The sequence below is a fragment of the Tistrella mobilis genome, from assembly GCF_039634785.1.
GTDB lineage: Bacteria > Pseudomonadota > Alphaproteobacteria > Tistrellales > Tistrellaceae > Tistrella > Tistrella mobilis.
The window spans coordinates 190,423-208,696 of the sequence record NZ_JBBIAB010000003.1; the positions used below are offsets into that span (position 1 = coordinate 190,423).

An 18,274-nucleotide genomic window follows, 5' to 3' on the forward strand; every position below is an offset into this window, starting at 1 on the left:
CCCATGACCTCTTCCGATCCGTTTCATCGCGACATCCTGTTTTCCCGCATGCTGGGCATCGTTTCGCAGGAAGAACTCGACAGGCTCGGCACCTTCACCATCGCCGTTCCCGGCTGCGGCGGGGTGGGATTCACCCATGCCGAAGCGCTGGTGCGCATGGGTATCGGCGGCATCCGGATCGCCGATTTCGACGAGTTCGGGCCTGAAAATTTCAACAGGCAGTTCGGCGCCACCATCCACACCGTCGGCCGGTCCAAGGCCGAGGTGCTGAAGGAACGTCTGCTGTCGATCAACCCGGCGCTGCGCATCCGGGTCTTCGACGGCGTCTCGACCGAAACGATCGACGACTTCCTGGACGGCGTCGACATGGTCTGCGACGCCATGGACTATTTCGTCATCCAGCCGCGCCGCCTGATGTATGCCGAGGCCCGGCGACGGAACCTGCCGGTGGTGGTGGCCGGGCCGATCGGCTTCGGCGCGACGGTGCATCTTTTCGAACCCGACGGCATGTCGTTCGACAGCTTCTTCGACCTGCATGACGACCAGGACGAAGAAGAGATGCTGATCAATTTCGGCCTGGGCCTGAACCCGGCACAGCTGCACCGCCACTACATGACCGATCCGAAGCTCGATTTCGAAGCGCGCAAGGTGGCCTCGGTCAGCGCCTCGTGCCTGCTTGCCACCACGCTCAGCACCTCGACCGCGATCCGCCGGCTGCTGGGACATCCCATCTCGTTCCGACCGGTGCCCTGGGTTCAGCAGATCGATTACGTGGCCGGCGCCTTCGTTCAGATCGACACCGATCAGGGCGTGACGTCGATCCGTCAGGCGCCCGCGCGATATATTCGCTGACTTTACCAGCGTCCTGGTAGATTATCCCCGGAGCGGTTTACCCGCCGGAGCCCCCGACCGTACACCACGTCACAACGCAGACGCCGGACCGACAGACGAGGATCCACGATGCCCACCATCTTCATCGACGGGGAGGCCGGCACGACCGGGCTGCAGATCCGTGCCCGCCTGGAAGGGCGCGACGATCTGGACTTCATCAGCCTGAGCGATGCCGACCGCAAGCTTCCGGCCCGCCGGGCCGAGGCGCTGAACGCCGCCGACCTCGCCATTCTCTGCCTGCCCGACGATGCGGCGCGCGAAGCGGTGGCGCTGGTCACCAACCCGAGCGTCCGCATTCTGGATGCGAGCTCCGCCCATCGGGTTCTGCCCGGCTGGACCTATGGCCTGCCCGAGCTGTCGGCCGACCAGCCAGGGCTGATCGCCCGCGCCGCCCGGGTGACCAATCCCGGCTGCTACCCCACCGGCGCCGTCGCCCTGCTGGCACCGCTGGTGGCGGCCGGTCTGGTACCCCGGGACTATCCGGTCGCGGTCTTCGCGGTCTCGGGCTATTCCGGCGCCGGCCGCAGCCTGATCGAACGCTATGAAGACCCGACCCGCGCCGACCATATCGACGCGCCGCTGCGCGCCTATGCCCTGCATCTGGAACACAAGCATATCGACGAAATGCGGGTGCATGCGGGGCTGGCGCACCGGCCCACCTTCCTGCCCGCCATCGGCCGCTATCGCCAGGGCATCGTGATGCAGATTCCGCTGCGGCTGGACCTGCTGCCCGGGCAGCCGGCGGTGGCCGATCTGCACCGGGTGCTGACCGACCACTACCGGGATCAGGCGCATATCGGCGTCGAAAGCCTGGCGGAGACCGCGGACATCCGGGAGCTGGAGCCCGAGGTGCTGAACGGCACCAACGACATGACCATCCGGGTGTTCGGCAGCGATCATCGCGGCCAGGCGGTCCTTTCGGCCGTGTTCGACAATCTGGGCAAGGGCGCGTCGGGTGCGGCCGTGCAGAACATGAACCTGATGCTGGGCCTGACCCAGACCGGGCGGCTGAACCTCAATCAGGCGGCCTGACGAGGGCTGCATCGCCCCCCTGGACCAGGGCCGGGCGCGTCTTCTATGTTGACCCCCTGTCATCATGGAAGATGCACCGGACCCTAGCCCATGCTTATCCGCGACGCGGCCGCCGCCGACCTGCCCGGCATACTTGCCATCTACAACGACGCCGTGGTCAACACCACCGCGATCTGGAACGAGCGCCTGGCGACGCTCGACGATCGCAGCCGCTGGCTCGCCGCACGCCGCGACGCCGGCTATCCGGTTCTGGTGGTCGAAGACGGCTCGATCGAGGGCGGGGTTGCCGGCTATGCGAGCTTCGGCGACTGGCGGCCCTTCGACGGCTATCGCCACACGGTCGAGCATTCGGTCTATGTTCATCCCGATGCCCGCGGCCGCGGGCTGGGCCGCGCCCTGATGGAGGCCCTGATCGACCGGGCGACCCGGGCCGGCAAGCATGTGATGGTGGCCGGCATCGATGCCGGCAACACCGCCTCTCTCGACCTGCACCGCCGGCTGGGCTTCACCGAAACCGGCCGCCTGCCGCAGGTGGGCGCCAAATTCGGCCGCTGGCTGGACCTGGTGTTCATGCAGCGCCGGCTGTCGGAACGGGAGGTGCCGCCGGAGATGTGATCGGCATCTCCGGACACCCGTGCAGGGCAGGAGTCTCTTTTCCTGCAAGGGCCAAATGACGATATCATTGGCCAGGATCACTCCCGGCCGGAGGAAACCAGCATGGGGCATGTCCGCAGTATTGCCGCCGCGGAAGCGCGCGATCACCTGGATGATCTGCTTGAAGCCGTCGCTCAAGGCGAAGAGGTTGCCATCATGCGCGACGGCAGGGTCATCGCCCGGCTCATCGGATGCCCTTCCAAAGAAGCCGGAAGCAGAGCAGTCGAGGGGGTGGAACGGATGATCGCAACACGCGCCGGTACCACTCTGGGCGGTGTCGCCACGATAAAGGATCTCATCGAAGACGGTCGTCGATGAGCCTGGTGCTTGACGGATCCGTCGTTCTTGCCTGGTGCTTCAACGACGAAGTCACGCCGGCGATCGACGATCTGATGCGTCACGTTGCCCGCAACGGTGCTGTTGTCCCTGCGATATGGCATCTGGAGGTCGCAAACGGTCTGCGAACCGCACTCCGTAAACAGCGGCTGACAACCGGACGGCGTGATGAGCTGACAGGCGTACTGAAGCTTCTTCCAATTGAACCGGATACCGAAACGGCCCGGACGGCTTGGGAGACGACCCTTCAGCTGTCGGACAGATCGTGTCCATCGTCTGGCGGGCTGTAGTGTAATCTCCAATGAGCTTCTATCCGGCGGCTCAAGACATGTATTATAGGATAATAGCTCAACGACGCCGGAGCTCAGCGTAATGCATATAGCGGGTGGACTGTATCACGAACTGTGCGAAACGCCGAAGTGGAACGGCCAGTTTGGTTCGGGCGGACGCGCAGCGGCAGCGGTCAGTGTTCTTTCCCCAGGAAGTACTCTCCATACTTATGCGCAGAGCGACGACAACCCTGGCTCGGATATTTTGACCGCAATGGGCATAAGAATTTCGTCCACCTACTCCGATACTCCGATCGCTTTCGCGTACTTTCATCCACTTTCCCAGCCGCACATCGAACCGAAGCCTGCATTAATTCCTCAACAACTGCCCATACGGGTTGCCGGAGATGTGGTCCTGAGGTTCGGCTTCCTCGAAGGCTCTGCCATCGTAGATGCTGAGCTTGCGATTTACGATCCTCAGACAGCTCATCGTCCTGAGCCGTTCGGAGCAAACGGCTCAACAGCAAAACGACTTGCCTTGGTGATGAATGAGCTGGAGTTGTGTCGTTATGCGGGGTGCGCCGATGTGACAACTGCCGCTGCGAACGTCATGTCACATGGCAAGCAGAAGACCGTAATAGTCGTTAAGCGCGGAGTACGAGGAGTAACCATCTACGAGCCCAACGTCGAGCCGATCAACGTTCCGGCATACTATTCGTCACGGGTGTTCAAAATCGGAACCGGAGATGTCTTCAGCGCCGTGTTTGCAAGCTACTGGGGGGAAGCTGGCATGTCGGCCGTTGAAGCAGCGGATCTCGCCTCTCGGTCGGTGTCCGCCTACTGCGAGACAATGATCCTGCCGGTGCGAACCGAACACCTCAATATGCGCAAACCAGTAATTGGGCGGGCACCGAGCCGGATTGTCCTGTATGGCTCAATATCCACAATCGGAAGGCGCTATACTCTTGAGGAAGCGCGTTTCCGCTTAAAAGAGTTGGGCATTGAAACTGTCTCACCTCAACTCGACGAAATTCCAAATTCATTCTTCAGTGATACATCTTTACTTATAGTAGCAGATGGCCTCACTCCGATGGACATTCGCCGTTTTTGTGCAAACCGCCCTTATGACACCATCATCATCTTGGACGAAGAGCAGCGGCATGACGTCGCTGCATTATCCAATTCTGGCGCTACGATTATTCCCGACTTTGCCTCATCTTTGTACCACGCCGCTTGGCCTCGTGCGTGTCGCCACACTCTAGCTGGTTGCCGCGACGCCTGATTTGTGAGACCATTAAGTCACTGCTCTGGGGAGGGGAGTAATAGGCATGTCAGATGTCTATATAATCTATTCGCGAGAAGATGTCGGACAGGCTGATAGATTAGTAAGAACACTTTCAACGCGATGGGATGTGTGGTGGGACGATAAAATCATCGGCGACTTCTCGACAGTGATCGAACGTGAGATTCAAAATACTAAATGCGTTGTCCCTCTCTGGTCGCCAACGTCCAAAGATAAAAACCACGTCAAGGACGAACTTCGTTTAGCAGAACAATATAATATTCCGATTATTCCCGCAAAGATCATCTCAACACATGCGCCGTATGGATTTAATGGGTATAGTGCCGTTGATCTTGTGGGTTGGGCCGGAGAAGACGATCATCCAGGCATCCAGCAACTGATGCGCAAGATTTCGCTTGTCGTCCCGCCGAGGACGGCGCCAAAACGCCCGTCAGCTATAGCTGCGGGCAAAGTCGCCCTTCCGAGCTTGTTTCTCTCCGTGTCATCACACGAGACGCAACTCGTTCCTCTCGAAGCTCTTAAGGCGCTTCGTCTCTTTGGCACATCGACGATCCTCGTCTCCGCCTACGACTTATTCCCCCCCCGTCGTCCCCGAGGTATCGCGCAGGAACTGAGACGGATCCGCGCACAGGGCGGTTTCGTCCTCATCGACTCAGGCAACTACGAAGCGACGCGACGCGACGACGACGGCTGGAAGCCCCAGGACTTCAAATTGGCATTGGAAGGAATTTCGCACGATTGGGTGTATTGCTTCGACGAAATGGCCCCGCTGAAGAATAAAAAGCGCGCGGTTGATCAAGTTATCGCTGCAGTCGAACGAGACAGGCAATTCACTAAAGCCCCCGTCCTTCCAATCGTTCATGCTCCCGCCACCCGTTCGAAAGGATATGACCTTACAACTCTTCCCGAGGTGGTGCGAGATGTCGCCGACCATCTCCAGCCACCGATGATCGCGCTGGCAGAGCGGGAGTTGGGCCGAGGACTGATTCAGAGGGCACAAACCATGAGACGTGTCCGAAACGAGCTCGATCGCCTATCCTTTTATCAACCGATCCACCTCCTCGGTACAGGAAATCCATGGAGTATAGCGATCTTGACAGCAGCTGGAGCAGACAGCTTCGATGGCTTAGAATGGTGCCGGGTCGCCGTTGACCGACAGCAACATAGATTGAATCACTACCAGCATTTCGATTTTTTTGCATATCAAGCGCAGATGGCGAGTTCGCCGATCACTGTTTCCGCCATCTCTGATGAAAACATCGATTACGCGGGAAAAGTTGCCTTTCATAACTTAGATTATTATCGGGAACTGACACATGAATTGCAGGCCGCTGCTTCAAAAAATCGCTTAGAAGCATTTGCCGTCGGGCTGCTTGGTGGATCCAATTCAAAGCAGCTTATTGAGCAAATGCCGGATTTATTCAGATGAGAAACGATGCTGCCAGGCTAGAATATGCCATTACACTCATATGCCCTGAGATTGAGGAAAGGGTCAAGCGTGCTCAGAGTACTCTTGATGAGCGAAGCCTTTGGTGGGAGCTTTCCTGCTGCCTATTGAGCAGCCAGGTACCGTATGGGCTTGCCGTAGCCACCGCTGATGCACTCGATAAACGACAGCTTCTTCTCAATACATCAGCGCCCGAGGCTGAACTCGCCGATGAGATTTTCACGGTCCTCCGTCAGCCGGTACTGGTTAACGGCAGCTTCCGAAACTACCGCTTTCCCAAATCAAAATCGATACAGCTGGCCTCTGCGCGTGCGTCGATTTCCCAGGAGAGTGGCGAGCTTTGCTCGCTGGTATATGCCTTCGGAAATGCGGCATGCGCTCGCGCTTGGCTTGTGTCGAATGTATCGGGAATTGGGCCAAAGCAAGCCAGTATGTTCTTACGGAACACAGGAATCAGCTACGATCTCGCGGTCTTGGATCGTCACGTATTGAACTACATGTCGGTGATTGGTCTCTATGATGGAACTGGGCGAGCTATTTCAAAGCTAGCCCAGTATCATGCACAAGAGAATAAGCTGATTGCCCATGCAAATAGGCTCGGCTTTGCTGTAGGTCTTCTGGACTGGGCGATTTGGATAGTCATGCGGGTTGCGGGCTGTCAAGAAACGGAGAATGCGTTAGCATGAGCATCGTCACACTCGTTTCCGGTGGACTCGATTCCACAGTAGTCGCCTACCTTGCAAAAGAAGAAGGAATCCGTCAGTACCCGATTTTCATAGACTACGGACAAAGGTCGCGTGATCGAGAGCTCGCTGCCTGTAGATCAATAATGGCCAAACTGCGGTTACCTGACTTAGAAGTTGCTGACTTATCCGGCTTCGGGCGCCTTATCAAGTCTGGGCTGACGGACCACAGCCAGCGAGTACTTGAAGATGCCTTTACTCCCGGTCGAAATCTCCTCTTTCTGCTGATAGCAGCCGCCTACGCATTTCAGCGCGATGCCGACGCTGTAGCGATCGGGCTTCTTCATGAAGAGACTAGCTTGTTTCCTGATCAGACGTCGGCGTTCTTACAGGAGGCGGAGGCAATGATCGCACGCAGCATGGGCCGTGAGATAAAGGTACTTGCGCCGCTCTCTTCCTTCCATAAGCAGGAAGTCATCGAACTCGCAACACTGAAAGGCATCGAAGGCACTTATTCGTGCCACCTGGGCGGGGAAACACCTTGCGGAGCGTGCATCGCGTGTAATGAATTCAAATTCGAAGGGATCTGAGATGGGCGGCGGGAGCAGCGGAAGTTGGAGCAGGTTAGGCGACATTCGGTCGCTGGAGGAAAAGGCCAAAGCGGCACTTCAGGGAGGTAAACGCAATGTCTTCATAAGTTTCGCAACAGAAGATATGAATGAGGTCAATATTCTACGCGCGCAGGCGAAGAACGAGAACAATGATATCGAATTCGCCGATCACTCTGTTCGCGAGCCTTACGATAGCGACCGCGCAGAATATATCAAACAAAAGATCCGCGAGAGGATATCCCGCTCATCTGTTTGTATCGTCTACATATCTGACAATACCGCACAAAGTCGATGGGTGACCTGGGAAGTGGAGACTAGTCTCGCTCTTGGGAAAAAGGTGGTGGCTGTTCACCCCCGGGGTGGCGCCCCGCGGCAAAATCCATCATGGGTGGCAAAGCATGGCGTAAAGATCGTCCAGTGGGATCAATTGGGGGCTGAACTCAAATAATTGGGAGATCTACTGATGGAACCTGACGATTTTCCCGCATTATACAGGTCGGCAGACGGTTCGGCCACTGATGCCCAGTTGACCCATCTATGGCTCATCCGACTGCAGTATATTTTTCTCATATTCGCGGCGACGGTCTCTGTATGGTTTGGATCATCTCCTGATCTGTACATCATTTATGCGTTGGTTCTGGCCGCATCTACGGTCCTTCTATTATATATGATCGTCCAAAAGCCTGAGAAAGAGTGGTACGAGTGTCGAGCGCTGGCAGAGTCGATCAAGACATCTACTTGGCGCTACATGATGCGCGCTGAGCCGTTCGAAGATGCCTCGAAACTCTCAACAGTCGCCGAAAAATTCTCTCGGTTTCTGAAAGCGATTTTAGACGCCAACAGCCACGTCCGCGGCTCAATAAGCCGCCGGCCGGTCGTCGGCGATCAGATTACCAACGAAATGAACACTGTTCGCGCTCTGCCTCTGACAGAGCGTATTCAGCGATATACGGCTGACAGGATCAAGGATCAGCGCGAATGGTATGTGGCAAAATCCAGGTGGAATAGGCGGCAGTTTTGCTTATGGACATGGATATGCATCATCGTTCAGGGGATCGCGATAGTTTTAGCTCTGATCCGCATCCGCTATGATCCATCATGGATGATTTGGCCAACCGAGCCTTTGTTGGTGATCGCCTCTTCCATGATAGGCTGGATTCAGCTGAAGAAATTCAACGAACTTGCTTCTGCCTACAACCTCACTGCCCATGAAATCGGTATTTTGCAGACCCGACTTAGCACGATCGACAGCGAAGAGAAGTTTTCTGCCTTCGTAAATGAAGCCGAACGAGCTTTCTCGCGTGAACATACTCAATGGGCCGCGCGGCAGATCGAGAATGTATGACGACGCCCCTAACTTCTTCCGGCGGTGCCGCCCCCGGTGGGTGCCGCATGATGTGCCCCCAAACGTGCCGGAAACCCTGCCTTCATTATGGGAGCCACATTACGGAACGGGACGCGGTTCTTGCCTGCAGCGTGGATGTGATCGGGCTTTCATCCCGGTCTGCGGGCGTCTGAGCCTTTTTTTGTGCGCTACATGACCACCACCTCGATCTCCGGCTGCCCGGCATAGTCCAGGCGGATGGCGCCGCGGGCGGGGCGGGTCAGGGTGATGGGGCCGGGTTTTTCGTCCAGGCGGCGGCGAAGCAGGATCAGGCGGGTTTCCAGATTGTCCTTGAAATCCGGCAGGCGCAGGGCCGCATCGCGGCGGATTTCACGGTTGGTGAAATCCTGACGCCCGGTCGCCAGATAGGCCGTGACGAAATGGTGGAGCAGCCGGCCGGGCACGCCGCGGATCAGATAGTCGCCGTCGATGAAAATGCTGCCGTCGCGCGGGAAATAGCGCAGCCGGATCGGGCGCCGGCCCGCGGGCGCCGGGTCAGGTGCCTCGGCCGCTGGTGCCTCCCCCCGCTCCGCCTCGGCCCGGTCGAGGGCGAGGGCGAGCGTTGCCGCCACGATCGACAGCACCGCCTCTTCCGCATGGCCGAAGGCGAAGCTTTCGGCCGATTCGGTGAAAAGCACCCCCACCAGCCGGCCCTGGGCGATCATCGGTACCGCCAGCTGGCATTGCGGCTGCGCCAGGGACGGGAACGGGATCCCGGCCATGGGCGGCCGGTCCATCGCCCCCCTGACCGCCGCGACATAGCGCTGGCCGCGGCGCATGTCGGCGATGCGCAGCACCCGGCGGCGCAGGGCGGCCACGCCGATCACCCCCTCCCCCAGCGCCACCTCCGACCCGACACCGAATTGCGGATAGCCGCGGCTGGCGATGGTGGTGAGCAGGCCGCCGGTTTCGTCCGGAACCGCCACCACCAGATTGCCCATGCCCAGATCCGCAACCAGACGATCGAGGGTGAGATCGAGCAGACGGTCGGCATCGGGCTCCGCCGCCATCAGGGCGGCAAGCCGGGCCGCGACCGCCAGATGATCCGGCGCCTGCGGCCGGGGTGGCGGCATCTCCAGCGGTTCCGCCGCCACCACCCGGGTCACCGCCTCCACCCGGTAGAGATCGACCGCGCGCAGGCGCATCACCTCGCCCATGCCCTGGGCGGCGCTCATCACCTCCAGATGGACGGCGATGCGCTCGAACACCTCGCCCGTGGTGCGGGCGCCGACGAAGACCAGGTCGAGCAGGAACTGGTCGCCGGTGCGGGCATCGACCACCATCACCGTCGCCCGGCCCGTGCGGCGGACATTGGCCGCGGTCTTGGAAAAGAACTGGTTCGACAGCGCGACATGGCCCGCATCCACATAGTGGACGTGGGAGAGATAGGAGATGTTGGGCATGCCGTCGGCATCGAGGGTGGCGATGACCGAGGGGATGATGCCTTCCAGCGCATCGCGCAGCGCATCAAGGCCCGGCCCGGCGGTCATGGCTGCGCATCCCGGGGCGTGTTTGCGGCACCGAGCGGCCGACCGGCGGTCGGGCCCGGGGTCTGGTCGAAGACCTCGTGCGGGTGAATGTCGATGCGCAGCAGATCCCGGTCGGTCAGGGTCTGGGAGAGCTGGAGCCGGCTGACGCCGAGCGCCCCCATCACCCCCAGCATGCGCGCGACATAGGCCGTGCCCTCGGCCGCATCGGCCGGGCCGGCCGGCGCGACGGCGGTGATCATGCCCTTGATCTGATAGGTGCGGTAGTCGTGGGGCCGCGCACAGGTGACCGCGATCGGCCCGCCGGCGACGGCGCCCGCGGCCGCCCCCGGCCAGAGGCTGTGTGACAGCAACACCCCAAGCCCGTCGCCCTGGTCCCGCAGGATCCCCGAACCGCGAGCGATCGTCGCCCTTCCGGCCGGATCCCGGGTCGAGACCAGGATCATCAGCGGCCCGGCGAGCACGGCCGCCACCTCGTCGTCGATCATGCCTCCGCCCCCCGCCCGCGCGTCTCCCCCTCTGATTTTTAGGAAACGGCTGCTGCCGTTAGCAAGCATTTAGGAAGAGCCGTTCCAGCTGCGGGCGTAGAAACACAACCACAGGATGGGCCCCGACAGCAGGGGCCGCCCCAGAGGAGGACGCCTGATGACCATGATCCACGGCAGCCGGTCCGACGCCGCCATCACCCCGATCCTGCCGCTGGACGGGCGGTACGATCTTTACGGCCCCGTGCACAAGGGGCTGCGGCGGGCCGGCATGGCCCTGCTCGACCGGCTGGGCCGGGCGGATTTCGCCAGCCCGGCCGCGACCACCGGCCTGCTGACCGAGCTGCGTGACTATCTGCGGCTCGCCACCGCCCATATCGCCCATGAAAGCGACACCATCCATCGGGCGCTGGAGGCCCGCACAGGGCCTGCGACCGAAGAGCTGGACCGCCAGCATGCCGATCATCACCGCTCGATCGCCGGGCTGATCGCGCGGATCACCGCGCTGACCGACGACTTCTCCGGGACCCGCGAAGAGGCCGGCCGTGCGCTCTATCTGGCCTTCGCGGCCCATCTGGCCCGGGATTTCGCCCATATGCACGAGGAAGAGACGGTGACCACGCCCCTGCTTCAGGCCGTGTTCAGCGATGCCGAACTGGCCGCGATCGAGATGGAGATCGTGAGCACGCTGTCGCCCGAGATGAACCTGGCCTTCATGCGGCTGATCATCCCGGCGCTGTCGCCGGCCGAGCGGGTGCGGCTGCTGGGCGGCGTGCGCGCCACGGCACCGACCGAGGTGTTCCGGCTGCTGATGGACGAGGTCGCCCGGCCGCTGCTGCCGCCGGCCGATTTCGCCGACCTTGCCCTCAGGCTGCAGATCGCGGCCTGACAGGCGGCGCTCAGGGCGTGGCGCCGGTACCCGCAAAGGCCGAGATCAGCATGGCCACCCGCGGATCCGGCCTGAGCCCCGGGGCGGTATAGGCGGCGATATTGCCCGCCCGGTCGGCCGGGGCCGGTTTCAGCACGTGGTTGAGCCCGGCCAGGATTTCGACCCGGGTATCTTTCGGGCGGCCCGCGGCCAGGCGGCGGGCATCGGCGGTGGTGACCTGAAGGTCGCGATCGCCCTGCAGGATCAGCACCGGCCCGCCGAAACGCTCCATCACGGTCGCGGGGTCGATGCCCAGCCACGAGATCAGATAGGGCTGGACGGAAGGCCGGAACAGCGGCGCCAGTTCCAGCGGCACATCGGCGACCTTCCGGCCGGCACCGAGATCGGCCAGGATCCGGTCGGCGGTGCGGCGCAGATCATCCGGCATCGGGGCCTGGGCCAGCTGGCGTTCCAGCGTGCGGATGGCGGGCTCCCCCGGGGTCGCGGCCAGCACGATGGCATCGGGTGCCTCGCGCCGTGCCGCCAGCAGGGCGATCAGCCCGCCTTCGCTGTGGCCGAGCACGATTACCGGCGCCCCATCGGCCAGCCTGCGCGCGGCACGGGTCCATTGGGCGGCGTCCGAGGCCAGCAGGTCGATGGTCATCAGCGCCTCGTCGGCAATCGCCGCCCGGCTGGCGCCGATGCCGCGCTTGTCGACCCGCAGGCTGGCGATGCCGCGCGCCGCCAGATCTTCCGCCAGCATGCGCAACAGATCGGTGCGCAGCCCCGGCTGGTTGCCGTCGCGATCGGTGGGGCCGGACCCCGCCAGCATCAGCACCACCGGCAGCACCGCATCGGCACCGGCGGCACAGGGAAAACCGAAACTGCCGACCAGATCGCCGGACGCGTCGACCGGTGCCGGCATCGGCGCCTTGATCGCGATCTGACGCTCACACAGGGCCGCGGCCGGCGTCGCCAGCTGCGCCTCGGCCCGGGACGGCGTCAGCAGGCCGGCCTGAAACGACACGACCGCGGCGAGCAGAGCCGCCGCGGTCGCAAAGCGTCCGGTTGTCCGGAAGCGGGCCGTCATCAGTCGAGATCGCCGACATCGCCGGAGGTGCCCTCGACCCTGGCCGACAGCGCCGCCTGCATGAAGGCATCCAGATCGCCGTTCAGCACCGCCTGGGTGTTGCCGGTCTCCACCCCGGTGCGCAGATCCTTGACCATCTGGTAGGGGTGCAGCACGTAGGAGCGGATCTGGTGGCCCCAGCCGATATCGGTCTTGGCATCCGCCTCGGCCTGGGCCTTTTCTTCCCGCATCCTGAGTTCACGCTCGTAAAGGCGTGCCTTCAGCATGCCCATGGCGGTGGCGCGGTTCTTGTGCTGCGACCGGTCCTGCTGGCACTGCACCACGATGCCGGTGGGCACATGGGTGATGCGGATGGCGCTGTCCGTCCGGTTGACGTGCTGGCCACCGGCACCCGAGGCCCGGTAGGTATCGATGCGCAGATCCTTGTCCAGGATCTCGATGTCGATCGAGTCGTCGATCACCGGATAGACATGGACGGCGGCGAAGCTGGTCTGGCGCCGGGCCTGGCTGTCGAAAGGCGAGATGCGCACCAGCCGGTGGACGCCGGTCTCGGTCTTCGCCCAGCCGAAGGCGTTCTGGCCCTTGATCAGCAGGGTGGCCGATTTGATGCCCGCCTCTTCGCCGTCGGTCTCTTCGACCAGTTCGGTCTTGTAGCCATGCGATTCCGCCCAGCGTGTATACATGCGCAGCAGCATCAGCGCCCAGTCCTGGCTTTCGGTGCCACCGGCGCCGGCATGGACTTCAAGATAGCTGTCATTGCCGTCGACCTCGCCCGAGAGCAGGCTTTCGACCTTGAGCTTCAGCAGCTCGTCGAGCAGCCGGCCGAGCGAGGCCTGGGCCTCGTCGACGACGCTTTCATCGTCTTCCATCTCGCCCAGTTCGGCGAGTTCCAGATCGTCGCGGAACGCCTGTTCCAGCTTGCGATAGCGCTCGATGGCGCCTTCCAGCTGGGTGCGTTCGCGCATCACCTTCTGCGCGCGCGCCGGATCATCCCAGAGCTTCGGATCTTCGGAGAGGGCGTTCAGCTCTTCGAGCCGGATGAGCGCGTTCTCCCAGTCAAAGATACCTCCTCAGCAGACCGAAGGTCTGCTCGATCTCGTCGGCGAGCGACTTGATCTCGGCGCGCATACGCACGTCCTCCCGTTGATGATGATGCCGGCGCGGATGGCGCCGGCATGGATATCGCGGTGACCCCGATCAGTAGAGGCCGCCCGGTGCCGGCGCCGCGGCGCCGCCATAGGGGTTCGAAGGCCGGGCCGGCAGGCTGCCGCCGGTGCCCGCACCGGCGCCCGGATCGCCATAGGTGCCGTAATCGTCCTGCATGCCCGAAACCATGGTCGGCTCGGTCCCGGGCTTGAACGCCTCGGTGATCACCGTCGCCGTATCGGGGCCGGGCAGCAGGCCGGTCTTGGCGTCGATGCGCACCAGGCGGATGCCGCTGGGGGTGCGGAACGGCGTCGCCGGTGCATCGGCCAGCGCGCCCTTCATGAACTCGATCCAGATCGGCAGCGCCGCCGAGGCACCCTGCTCGTTATCGCCGAGCGAACGCGGCGTGTCAAAGCCGACATAGACGCCCACCACCAGGTCGGGGCTGAAGCCCATGAACCAGGCGTCGAAGCTGTCATTGGTGGTGCCGGTCTTGCCGGCCAGCGGCTTGCCGATCGACAGCGCCCGGCGGCCGGTGCCGCGCTGGATCACGCCTTCCATGACATGCACCAGCTGATAGGCGTCGAGCGGGTTCAGCACCTGGTCGCGGGTGTCGGGCAGCACCGGCGGCTGCAGGCCCGGATGCCATTCCGGCACCGAACAGGCCTCGCAGGGGCGCTCGTCGCGGCGGAAGATGGTCTTGCCGTCGCGGTCCTGGATACGCTCGACCAGCGCCGGATGGATCTGCCTGCCACCGTTGACGACCATGGCATAGGCGGTGGCGAGACGCATGAGCGTGGTTTCGCCGGCGCCCAGCGCCGTGGAGAGATAGGGCGGCCAGTCGCCGATGCCGAGCCGGCGGGCGATTTCCGAAATCGATTCGGCCCCCAGGTCGCGGGCAAGGCGCACGGTCATCAGATTGCGCGACTGTTCCACGCCGACGCGCAGCGTGGACGGACCATAGAACCGGCCGCTGTAATTCTTCGGCCGCCAGGTGCCGAGACCGGCGCCCTGATCCAGGGCAAGCGGGGCATCCTGGACGATCGAGGCCGGCGTCCAGCCGTGTTCGAAGGCCGAGAGATAGACGAAAGGCTTGAAGGCCGAGCCCGGCTGACGCTGGGCCTGGGTGACGCGGTTGAACTCGCTGGCGGCGAAGTTGAAACCGCCGGTCATCGCCAGCACCCGGCCGTTATGCGGGTTCATCGCCACCAGACCGCCCGAGACATCGGGCACCTGGACCAGTTTGAGCGCGCCTGCGGCGGCCTTGGGCGCCGGGCCCTCGCCGTCTTCGGCCCGGCGGTCGGCCTCTGCCGCCACCTCGGTCGGGTCGTCGGCCGGCGCCACGACCACGATGTCGCCGGTGCTGACCACATCGTCCACCGCCCGGATCGCCGGCCCGCGCCGGTCGACCGAGACGTATTTCCGCGCCCATTTCACCGCTTCGAGATCGAGCGTGCCGGCGGCGCCATCGGCGAAGATCAGCTTCGCGGCCTTGCCGCCCGCCTCGGTGACCAGCGCATAGCGCCAGCCCGGCACCAGCGGCTTGTCGCGGCCCAGATCCTCCAGCCGCTTGCGGGCGGCCTCGATATCGTCGGTGGCAACGCCGCTCTGCACCGGCCCGCGATAGCCGTGGCGGCGGTCGTAAGAAACCAGCCCGTCGCGAAGCGCGGTATCGGCCAGGGCCTGAAGCTTGGGATCGACGGTGGTCATCACCGTCAGCCCGCCTTCATAGAGTTCGTCGGACCCGAAGCGCTGGGCGATGTCGCGGCGGACCTCTTCGACGAAATAATCGGCGCGGGCCTGGTCCTCGCCGCCGCGCGGGCGGGTGACCAGCGGCCGGGCTTCGGCGGCACGGGCCTCGTCGGCCGAGATGTAGCCGTCCTCGGCCATGCGGCTCAGCACCCAGTCGCGACGGGCCTTGGCGGCATCGGCGCGGCGGATCGGGTTGTAGTTGTTCGGGGCCTTGGGCAGGGCCGCCAGATAGGCCGCCTCTTCCGCGGTCAGCTCGTCGAGCGACTTGTCGAAATAGGCGAGCGCCGCCGCCGCGACGCCATAGGCGCCATAGCCCAGGTAGATCTCGTTCAGATAGAGTTCGAGAATGTGGTCCTTGGTGAAAGCGCGCTCGATCCTGAGCGAGAGCAGCGCCTCCTTGACCTTGCGCTCGATCGACACCTCGTTGGTCAGCAGGAAGTTCTTGGCCACCTGCTGGGTGATGGTCGAGGCGCCGATGGGCCGGCGGTCGCTGGCCAGATTGTCGATATTGGTCACCGCGGCGCGCAGGATCGCGACCACGTCGATGCCGGGATGGGTGTAGAAGTTCTGATCCTCGGCGGCGATGAAGGCGTGTTTCACCACATCCGGGATCGCGTCGATCGGCACGAAGACGCGCTTCTCACGGGCATATTCGTCCAGCAGACGGCCATCGCCGGCATAGATCCGGGTGACGGTCGGCGGCTTGTAATCGGCCAGCTGCTCGAAATCCGGCAGGTCGCCGTCATACATGGTGACGCCGTAATACAGCGCCGCGCCGCCAGCGATGGCGAGCAGGACGATGCCGGTCAGGAGAAAACCGAGCAGGCGGATCAGGCTCATCGGCTGTGCAACGCCGCGGGCCAGGGCCGGCGGCTCCCATGTGGTTGACGGGCGGCGCCAGCGGACGGATCCGTCCCTGGTCGCGGAGCCGGAGTGTGGCCGCGCGCGGCCCTGGCGTCAATCGCAGGGGTACCATCCCCGCCCTGCAAGCCACGCAAATGACACGGCATCGGAAGGGTTTGGCAGGCCCGGCCACCGCCTGCGATCAGAGAGGGGCCAGGATCAGAGAGGGGCCGGGGTCAGAGACGGCTCCAGGTCTGTTCGGCGGCGAAGAACTGATCGACGGCACCGACGATGCTGCGGGCCAGCTTCGCCCGATGGGCGGAATCCTGCAGCACTTTTTCATCCTGCCGGTTGGACAGGAAGCCGGTCTCGATCAGCACCGACGGCATGTCGGGCGCCTTGAGCACCGCAAAGCCGGCCGAACGCACCGGCTTGGTCAGCAATTCGGTATGCGGCTGGACCTGGCCGATGACATGGCCGGCAAACCGCGCCGACAGGTTCATGGTCTCGCGCCGGGCCAGATCGATCAGGATCGAGGTGACCTCGGCGCTTTCGGTCGAAAGATCGACGCCGGCGATCAGGTCGGACTTGTTTTCGCTGTCGGCCAGCTGGGCGGCGACACCGTCCGAGGCGCGTTCCGACAGCGTGTAGATCGACAGGCCCCGCGTGCGCGGGTTCTGCACCGAATCGGCATGGATCGAGATGAACAGCTCCGCCTGGGCGGCACGGGCGATGGCGACCCGGTCTCGCAGCCGGATGAAGATGTCGCGATCGCGGGTCAGCACCGCCTTGTAGCGGCCGGTCTTTTCAAGCTCCTGCGCCAGCGCCTTGGCCATGGCCAGCGTGATCGACTTTTCCTGCACGCCGGTGATGCCGATGGCGCCGGGATCGATGCCGCCATGGCCGGCGTCAATGGCGACGATCCGCCGGCCATCGGTCCGGGCCCGCGGCCTGGCCGCATCGGGCAGGATCGGCGCGGCGGCGACCGCCGCCTGCCCCGCAGGCGGCTGCGGGGCGGCCGCGACCTTGGTGCCGTCGAACCGGTCTTCCGGCTCTCCCTTCAGGGTGGTCCGGGCGAAGGATTGCGCCGAGGTGCGCGACAGATCGACCACGAAACGCGGCGGCAGACCGTCCTGCGCCGGCAGCACGAACATCGAATCGATCTGCGACGGCTGGGACAGGTCGAGCACCATGCGATAGACGCCGGGTTCGAACAGGCCGACGCGATAGCGCGCGATCAGCCCGGCGCCCGAATTCTCACCCTTGTCGAGGATCTGCCAGTCCAGATTGCGGAAGTCTATCACCACCCGGTCGGGGCCCGACAGGGTGAAGGCCCTGAAATCCACCCGACGGTCCAGATCGATCACCAGCCGGGTCTTGTCGGGATGCATGCCGAACCGCAGGCCGACCGCGCGGGCGGTTTCGGCGGCCACCGCCTCTTCCGGACCGACGCCCGGCAGCGGCCCTGCAATCACCGCGACCAGCGCCAGCAGGCAGATCACCGCCCAGCCCATGGCGCGTTTCGCCATCCGGCCCAGCCGTGCGGCAGCCCGCCCCGGCCGGAACGGCGGAGCGGCGGAGACGCGGCAAAGATGGTCGGCGGTCTGGCGAATGGCAGGCGCGGACATGTGACGGCTCCAGGAGGCGTCGGCGGCTGATCCTCTGACCGGCCGCGCCGCCCGAAAACCACCCGCGAACGGGCAGCTCCGATGACACCGCAACCAGCGACTCCTTCGTTTTATAGGCGGAAGTCGCCCAATCTTTCAATGCGTTTATCCATGTTGTTGGCACCGGGGGTGAACTTGCACGAAGGGTTGTGGCCGCGGTGTGACTCAAGCCGCCGCCATGCCCGCCCCGAAACGGCTGTCGCAGGACGCGCCCGGGGTGGCCGCATGCCTGCGCAACACGCGCTTGCCCTGTCGCCGGATTGCAACAGCGCGATTGTGGAAGGGCCGCGACCTGTTCTATAGTGCGGCCGCGCGTTCCGCTTCGG

At 63.4% G+C, this 18,274-nt stretch carries 18 protein-coding genes; 12 read left to right on the forward strand and 6 right to left on the reverse strand.

The window, feature by feature from the left end; translation table 11 throughout:
* Nucleotides 1-3 precede the first annotated feature (3 nt).
* The 11 genes from WI697_RS05615 (at nt 4) to WI697_RS05665 (ending at nt 8,571) form a co-directional block, all read left to right on the forward strand.
* Nucleotides 4-852, forward strand: coding sequence for a ThiF family adenylyltransferase (locus WI697_RS05615; protein WP_062762020.1), 849 nt, complete (start codon nt 4-6; stop codon nt 850-852).
* Nucleotides 853-960: 108 nt separating this feature from the next.
* On the forward strand, nt 961-1,923 hold the full coding sequence (gene argC, locus WI697_RS05620; RefSeq protein ID WP_062762019.1) for an N-acetyl-gamma-glutamyl-phosphate reductase: 963 nt from the start codon (nt 961-963) through the stop codon (nt 1,921-1,923).
* A 90-nt stretch (nt 1,924-2,013) separates the two neighbouring features.
* On the forward strand, nt 2,014-2,538 hold the full coding sequence (locus tag WI697_RS05625) for a GNAT family N-acetyltransferase (protein ID WP_345957752.1): 525 nt from the start codon (nt 2,014-2,016) through the stop codon (nt 2,536-2,538).
* 102 nt (nt 2,539-2,640) lie between these two features.
* A complete protein-coding gene (locus tag WI697_RS05630) occupies nt 2,641-2,895 on the forward strand; it encodes a type II toxin-antitoxin system Phd/YefM family antitoxin (RefSeq protein WP_062762017.1) in 255 nt (84 codons plus the stop codon).
* Nucleotides 2,892-3,203, forward strand: coding sequence for a type II toxin-antitoxin system VapC family toxin (locus tag WI697_RS05635; RefSeq protein WP_345957753.1), 312 nt, complete (start codon nt 2,892-2,894; stop codon nt 3,201-3,203). Before WI697_RS05630 ends, WI697_RS05635 begins: the two co-directional genes overlap by 4 nt.
* Before the next feature lie 82 nt (nt 3,204-3,285).
* Entirely contained in the window at nt 3,286-4,464 is a 1,179-nt protein-coding gene (locus WI697_RS05640; RefSeq protein ID WP_345957754.1) for a carbohydrate kinase family protein, read from the forward strand.
* 46 nt (nt 4,465-4,510) lie between these two features.
* The gene (locus WI697_RS05645) at nt 4,511-5,914 is read left to right on the forward strand and encodes a toll/interleukin-1 receptor domain-containing protein (protein WP_345957755.1); all 1,404 of its coding nucleotides are present in this window, start codon (nt 4,511-4,513) and stop codon (nt 5,912-5,914) included.
* Nucleotides 5,911-6,618 (forward strand): 8-oxoguanine DNA glycosylase, encoded by a 708-nt coding sequence (locus WI697_RS05650; RefSeq protein WP_345957756.1) that lies wholly within the window; start codon nt 5,911-5,913, stop codon nt 6,616-6,618. The genes WI697_RS05645 and WI697_RS05650 overlap by 4 nt, the downstream gene beginning before the upstream one ends.
* The gene (locus tag WI697_RS05655) at nt 6,615-7,205 is read left to right on the forward strand and encodes a 7-cyano-7-deazaguanine synthase (RefSeq protein WP_345957757.1); all 591 of its coding nucleotides are present in this window, start codon (nt 6,615-6,617) and stop codon (nt 7,203-7,205) included. The genes WI697_RS05650 and WI697_RS05655 overlap by 4 nt, the downstream gene beginning before the upstream one ends.
* Nucleotide 7,206: 1 nt before the next feature.
* Nucleotides 7,207-7,674, forward strand: coding sequence for a TIR domain-containing protein (locus WI697_RS05660; RefSeq protein ID WP_345957758.1), 468 nt, complete (start codon nt 7,207-7,209; stop codon nt 7,672-7,674).
* A 15-nt stretch (nt 7,675-7,689) separates the two neighbouring features.
* Nucleotides 7,690-8,571 carry a DUF4231 domain-containing protein gene (locus WI697_RS05665; RefSeq protein WP_345957759.1) on the forward strand — a complete coding sequence of 294 codons (882 nt, stop codon included), beginning with the start codon at nt 7,690-7,692 and terminating at the stop codon, nt 8,569-8,571.
* 188 nt (nt 8,572-8,759) lie between these two features.
* Here WI697_RS05665 and WI697_RS05670 read toward each other — a convergent pair whose 3' ends face one another.
* Together WI697_RS05670 and WI697_RS05675 are read right to left on the reverse strand one after the other, a co-directional pair.
* Nucleotides 8,760-10,100, reverse strand: coding sequence for a GAF domain-containing protein (locus WI697_RS05670; RefSeq protein ID WP_345957760.1), 1,341 nt, complete (start codon nt 10,098-10,100; stop codon nt 8,760-8,762).
* Entirely contained in the window at nt 10,097-10,585 is a 489-nt protein-coding gene (locus WI697_RS05675; RefSeq protein WP_345957761.1) for a hypothetical protein, read from the reverse strand. Before WI697_RS05675 ends, WI697_RS05670 begins: the two co-directional genes overlap by 4 nt.
* A 157-nt stretch (nt 10,586-10,742) precedes the next feature.
* Here WI697_RS05675 and WI697_RS05680 point away from each other — a divergent pair, with 157 nt between their 5' ends.
* Complete coding sequence (locus tag WI697_RS05680; protein ID WP_345957763.1) at nt 10,743-11,471, forward strand: hemerythrin domain-containing protein; 729 nt, start codon at nt 10,743-10,745, stop codon at nt 11,469-11,471.
* A 10-nt stretch (nt 11,472-11,481) separates the two neighbouring features.
* Here WI697_RS05680 and WI697_RS05685 read toward each other — a convergent pair whose 3' ends face one another.
* The 4 genes from WI697_RS05685 to WI697_RS05700 form a co-directional block, all read right to left on the reverse strand.
* Nucleotides 11,482-12,540: an alpha/beta hydrolase gene (locus tag WI697_RS05685; protein WP_345957764.1), complete on the reverse strand. Its 1,059-nt coding sequence runs from the start codon at nt 12,538-12,540 to the stop codon at nt 11,482-11,484.
* Nucleotides 12,540-13,668 (reverse strand): peptide chain release factor 2 gene (gene prfB / locus WI697_RS05690; protein WP_156503035.1). Its coding sequence is split into 2 segments (ribosomal slippage): nt 12,540-13,598 and nt 13,600-13,668, totalling 1,128 coding nucleotides; the frame shifts between segments, so codons are not numbered across the junction. The genes WI697_RS05685 and prfB overlap by 1 nt, the downstream gene beginning before the upstream one ends.
* Before the next feature lie 69 nt (nt 13,669-13,737).
* Nucleotides 13,738-16,278, reverse strand: a complete 2,541-nt coding sequence (locus WI697_RS05695; RefSeq protein ID WP_345957765.1) for a penicillin-binding protein 1A — start codon at nt 16,276-16,278, stop codon at nt 13,738-13,740.
* Nucleotides 16,279-16,517: 239 nt separating this feature from the next.
* Nucleotides 16,518-17,909: an N-acetylmuramoyl-L-alanine amidase gene (locus WI697_RS05700; RefSeq protein ID WP_082828291.1), complete on the reverse strand. Its 1,392-nt coding sequence runs from the start codon at nt 17,907-17,909 to the stop codon at nt 16,518-16,520.
* Nucleotides 17,910-18,274 lie beyond the last annotated feature (365 nt).

Bases quoted from the DNA above. Each gene is read 5' to 3' on its own strand.
- WI697_RS05615 (WP_062762020.1), top strand. From the start codon at position 4: ATGACCTCTTCCGATCCGTTTCATCGCGACATCCTGTTTTCCCGCATG.
- argC (WP_062762019.1), top strand. From the start codon at position 961: ATGCCCACCATCTTCATCGACGGGGAGGCCGGCACGACCGGGCTGCAG.
- WI697_RS05625 (WP_345957752.1), top strand. From the start codon at position 2,014: ATGCTTATCCGCGACGCGGCCGCCGCCGACCTGCCCGGCATACTTGCC.
- WI697_RS05630 (WP_062762017.1), top strand. From the start codon at position 2,641: ATGGGGCATGTCCGCAGTATTGCCGCCGCGGAAGCGCGCGATCACCTG.
- WI697_RS05635 (WP_345957753.1), top strand. From the start codon at position 2,892: ATGAGCCTGGTGCTTGACGGATCCGTCGTTCTTGCCTGGTGCTTCAAC.
- WI697_RS05640 (WP_345957754.1), top strand. From the start codon at position 3,286: ATGCATATAGCGGGTGGACTGTATCACGAACTGTGCGAAACGCCGAAG.
- WI697_RS05645 (WP_345957755.1), top strand. From the start codon at position 4,511: ATGTCAGATGTCTATATAATCTATTCGCGAGAAGATGTCGGACAGGCT.
- WI697_RS05650 (WP_345957756.1), top strand. From the start codon at position 5,911: ATGAGAAACGATGCTGCCAGGCTAGAATATGCCATTACACTCATATGC.
- WI697_RS05655 (WP_345957757.1), top strand. From the start codon at position 6,615: ATGAGCATCGTCACACTCGTTTCCGGTGGACTCGATTCCACAGTAGTC.
- WI697_RS05660 (WP_345957758.1), top strand. From the start codon at position 7,207: ATGGGCGGCGGGAGCAGCGGAAGTTGGAGCAGGTTAGGCGACATTCGG.
- WI697_RS05665 (WP_345957759.1), top strand. From the start codon at position 7,690: ATGGAACCTGACGATTTTCCCGCATTATACAGGTCGGCAGACGGTTCG.
- WI697_RS05670 (WP_345957760.1), bottom strand. From the start codon at position 10,100: ATGACCGCCGGGCCGGGCCTTGATGCGCTGCGCGATGCGCTGGAAGGC.
- WI697_RS05675 (WP_345957761.1), bottom strand. From the start codon at position 10,585: ATGATCGACGACGAGGTGGCGGCCGTGCTCGCCGGGCCGCTGATGATC.
- WI697_RS05680 (WP_345957763.1), top strand. From the start codon at position 10,743: ATGACCATGATCCACGGCAGCCGGTCCGACGCCGCCATCACCCCGATC.
- WI697_RS05685 (WP_345957764.1), bottom strand. From the start codon at position 12,540: ATGACGGCCCGCTTCCGGACAACCGGACGCTTTGCGACCGCGGCGGCT.
- WI697_RS05695 (WP_345957765.1), bottom strand. From the start codon at position 16,278: ATGAGCCTGATCCGCCTGCTCGGTTTTCTCCTGACCGGCATCGTCCTG.
- WI697_RS05700 (WP_082828291.1), bottom strand. From the start codon at position 17,909: ATGTCCGCGCCTGCCATTCGCCAGACCGCCGACCATCTTTGCCGCGTC.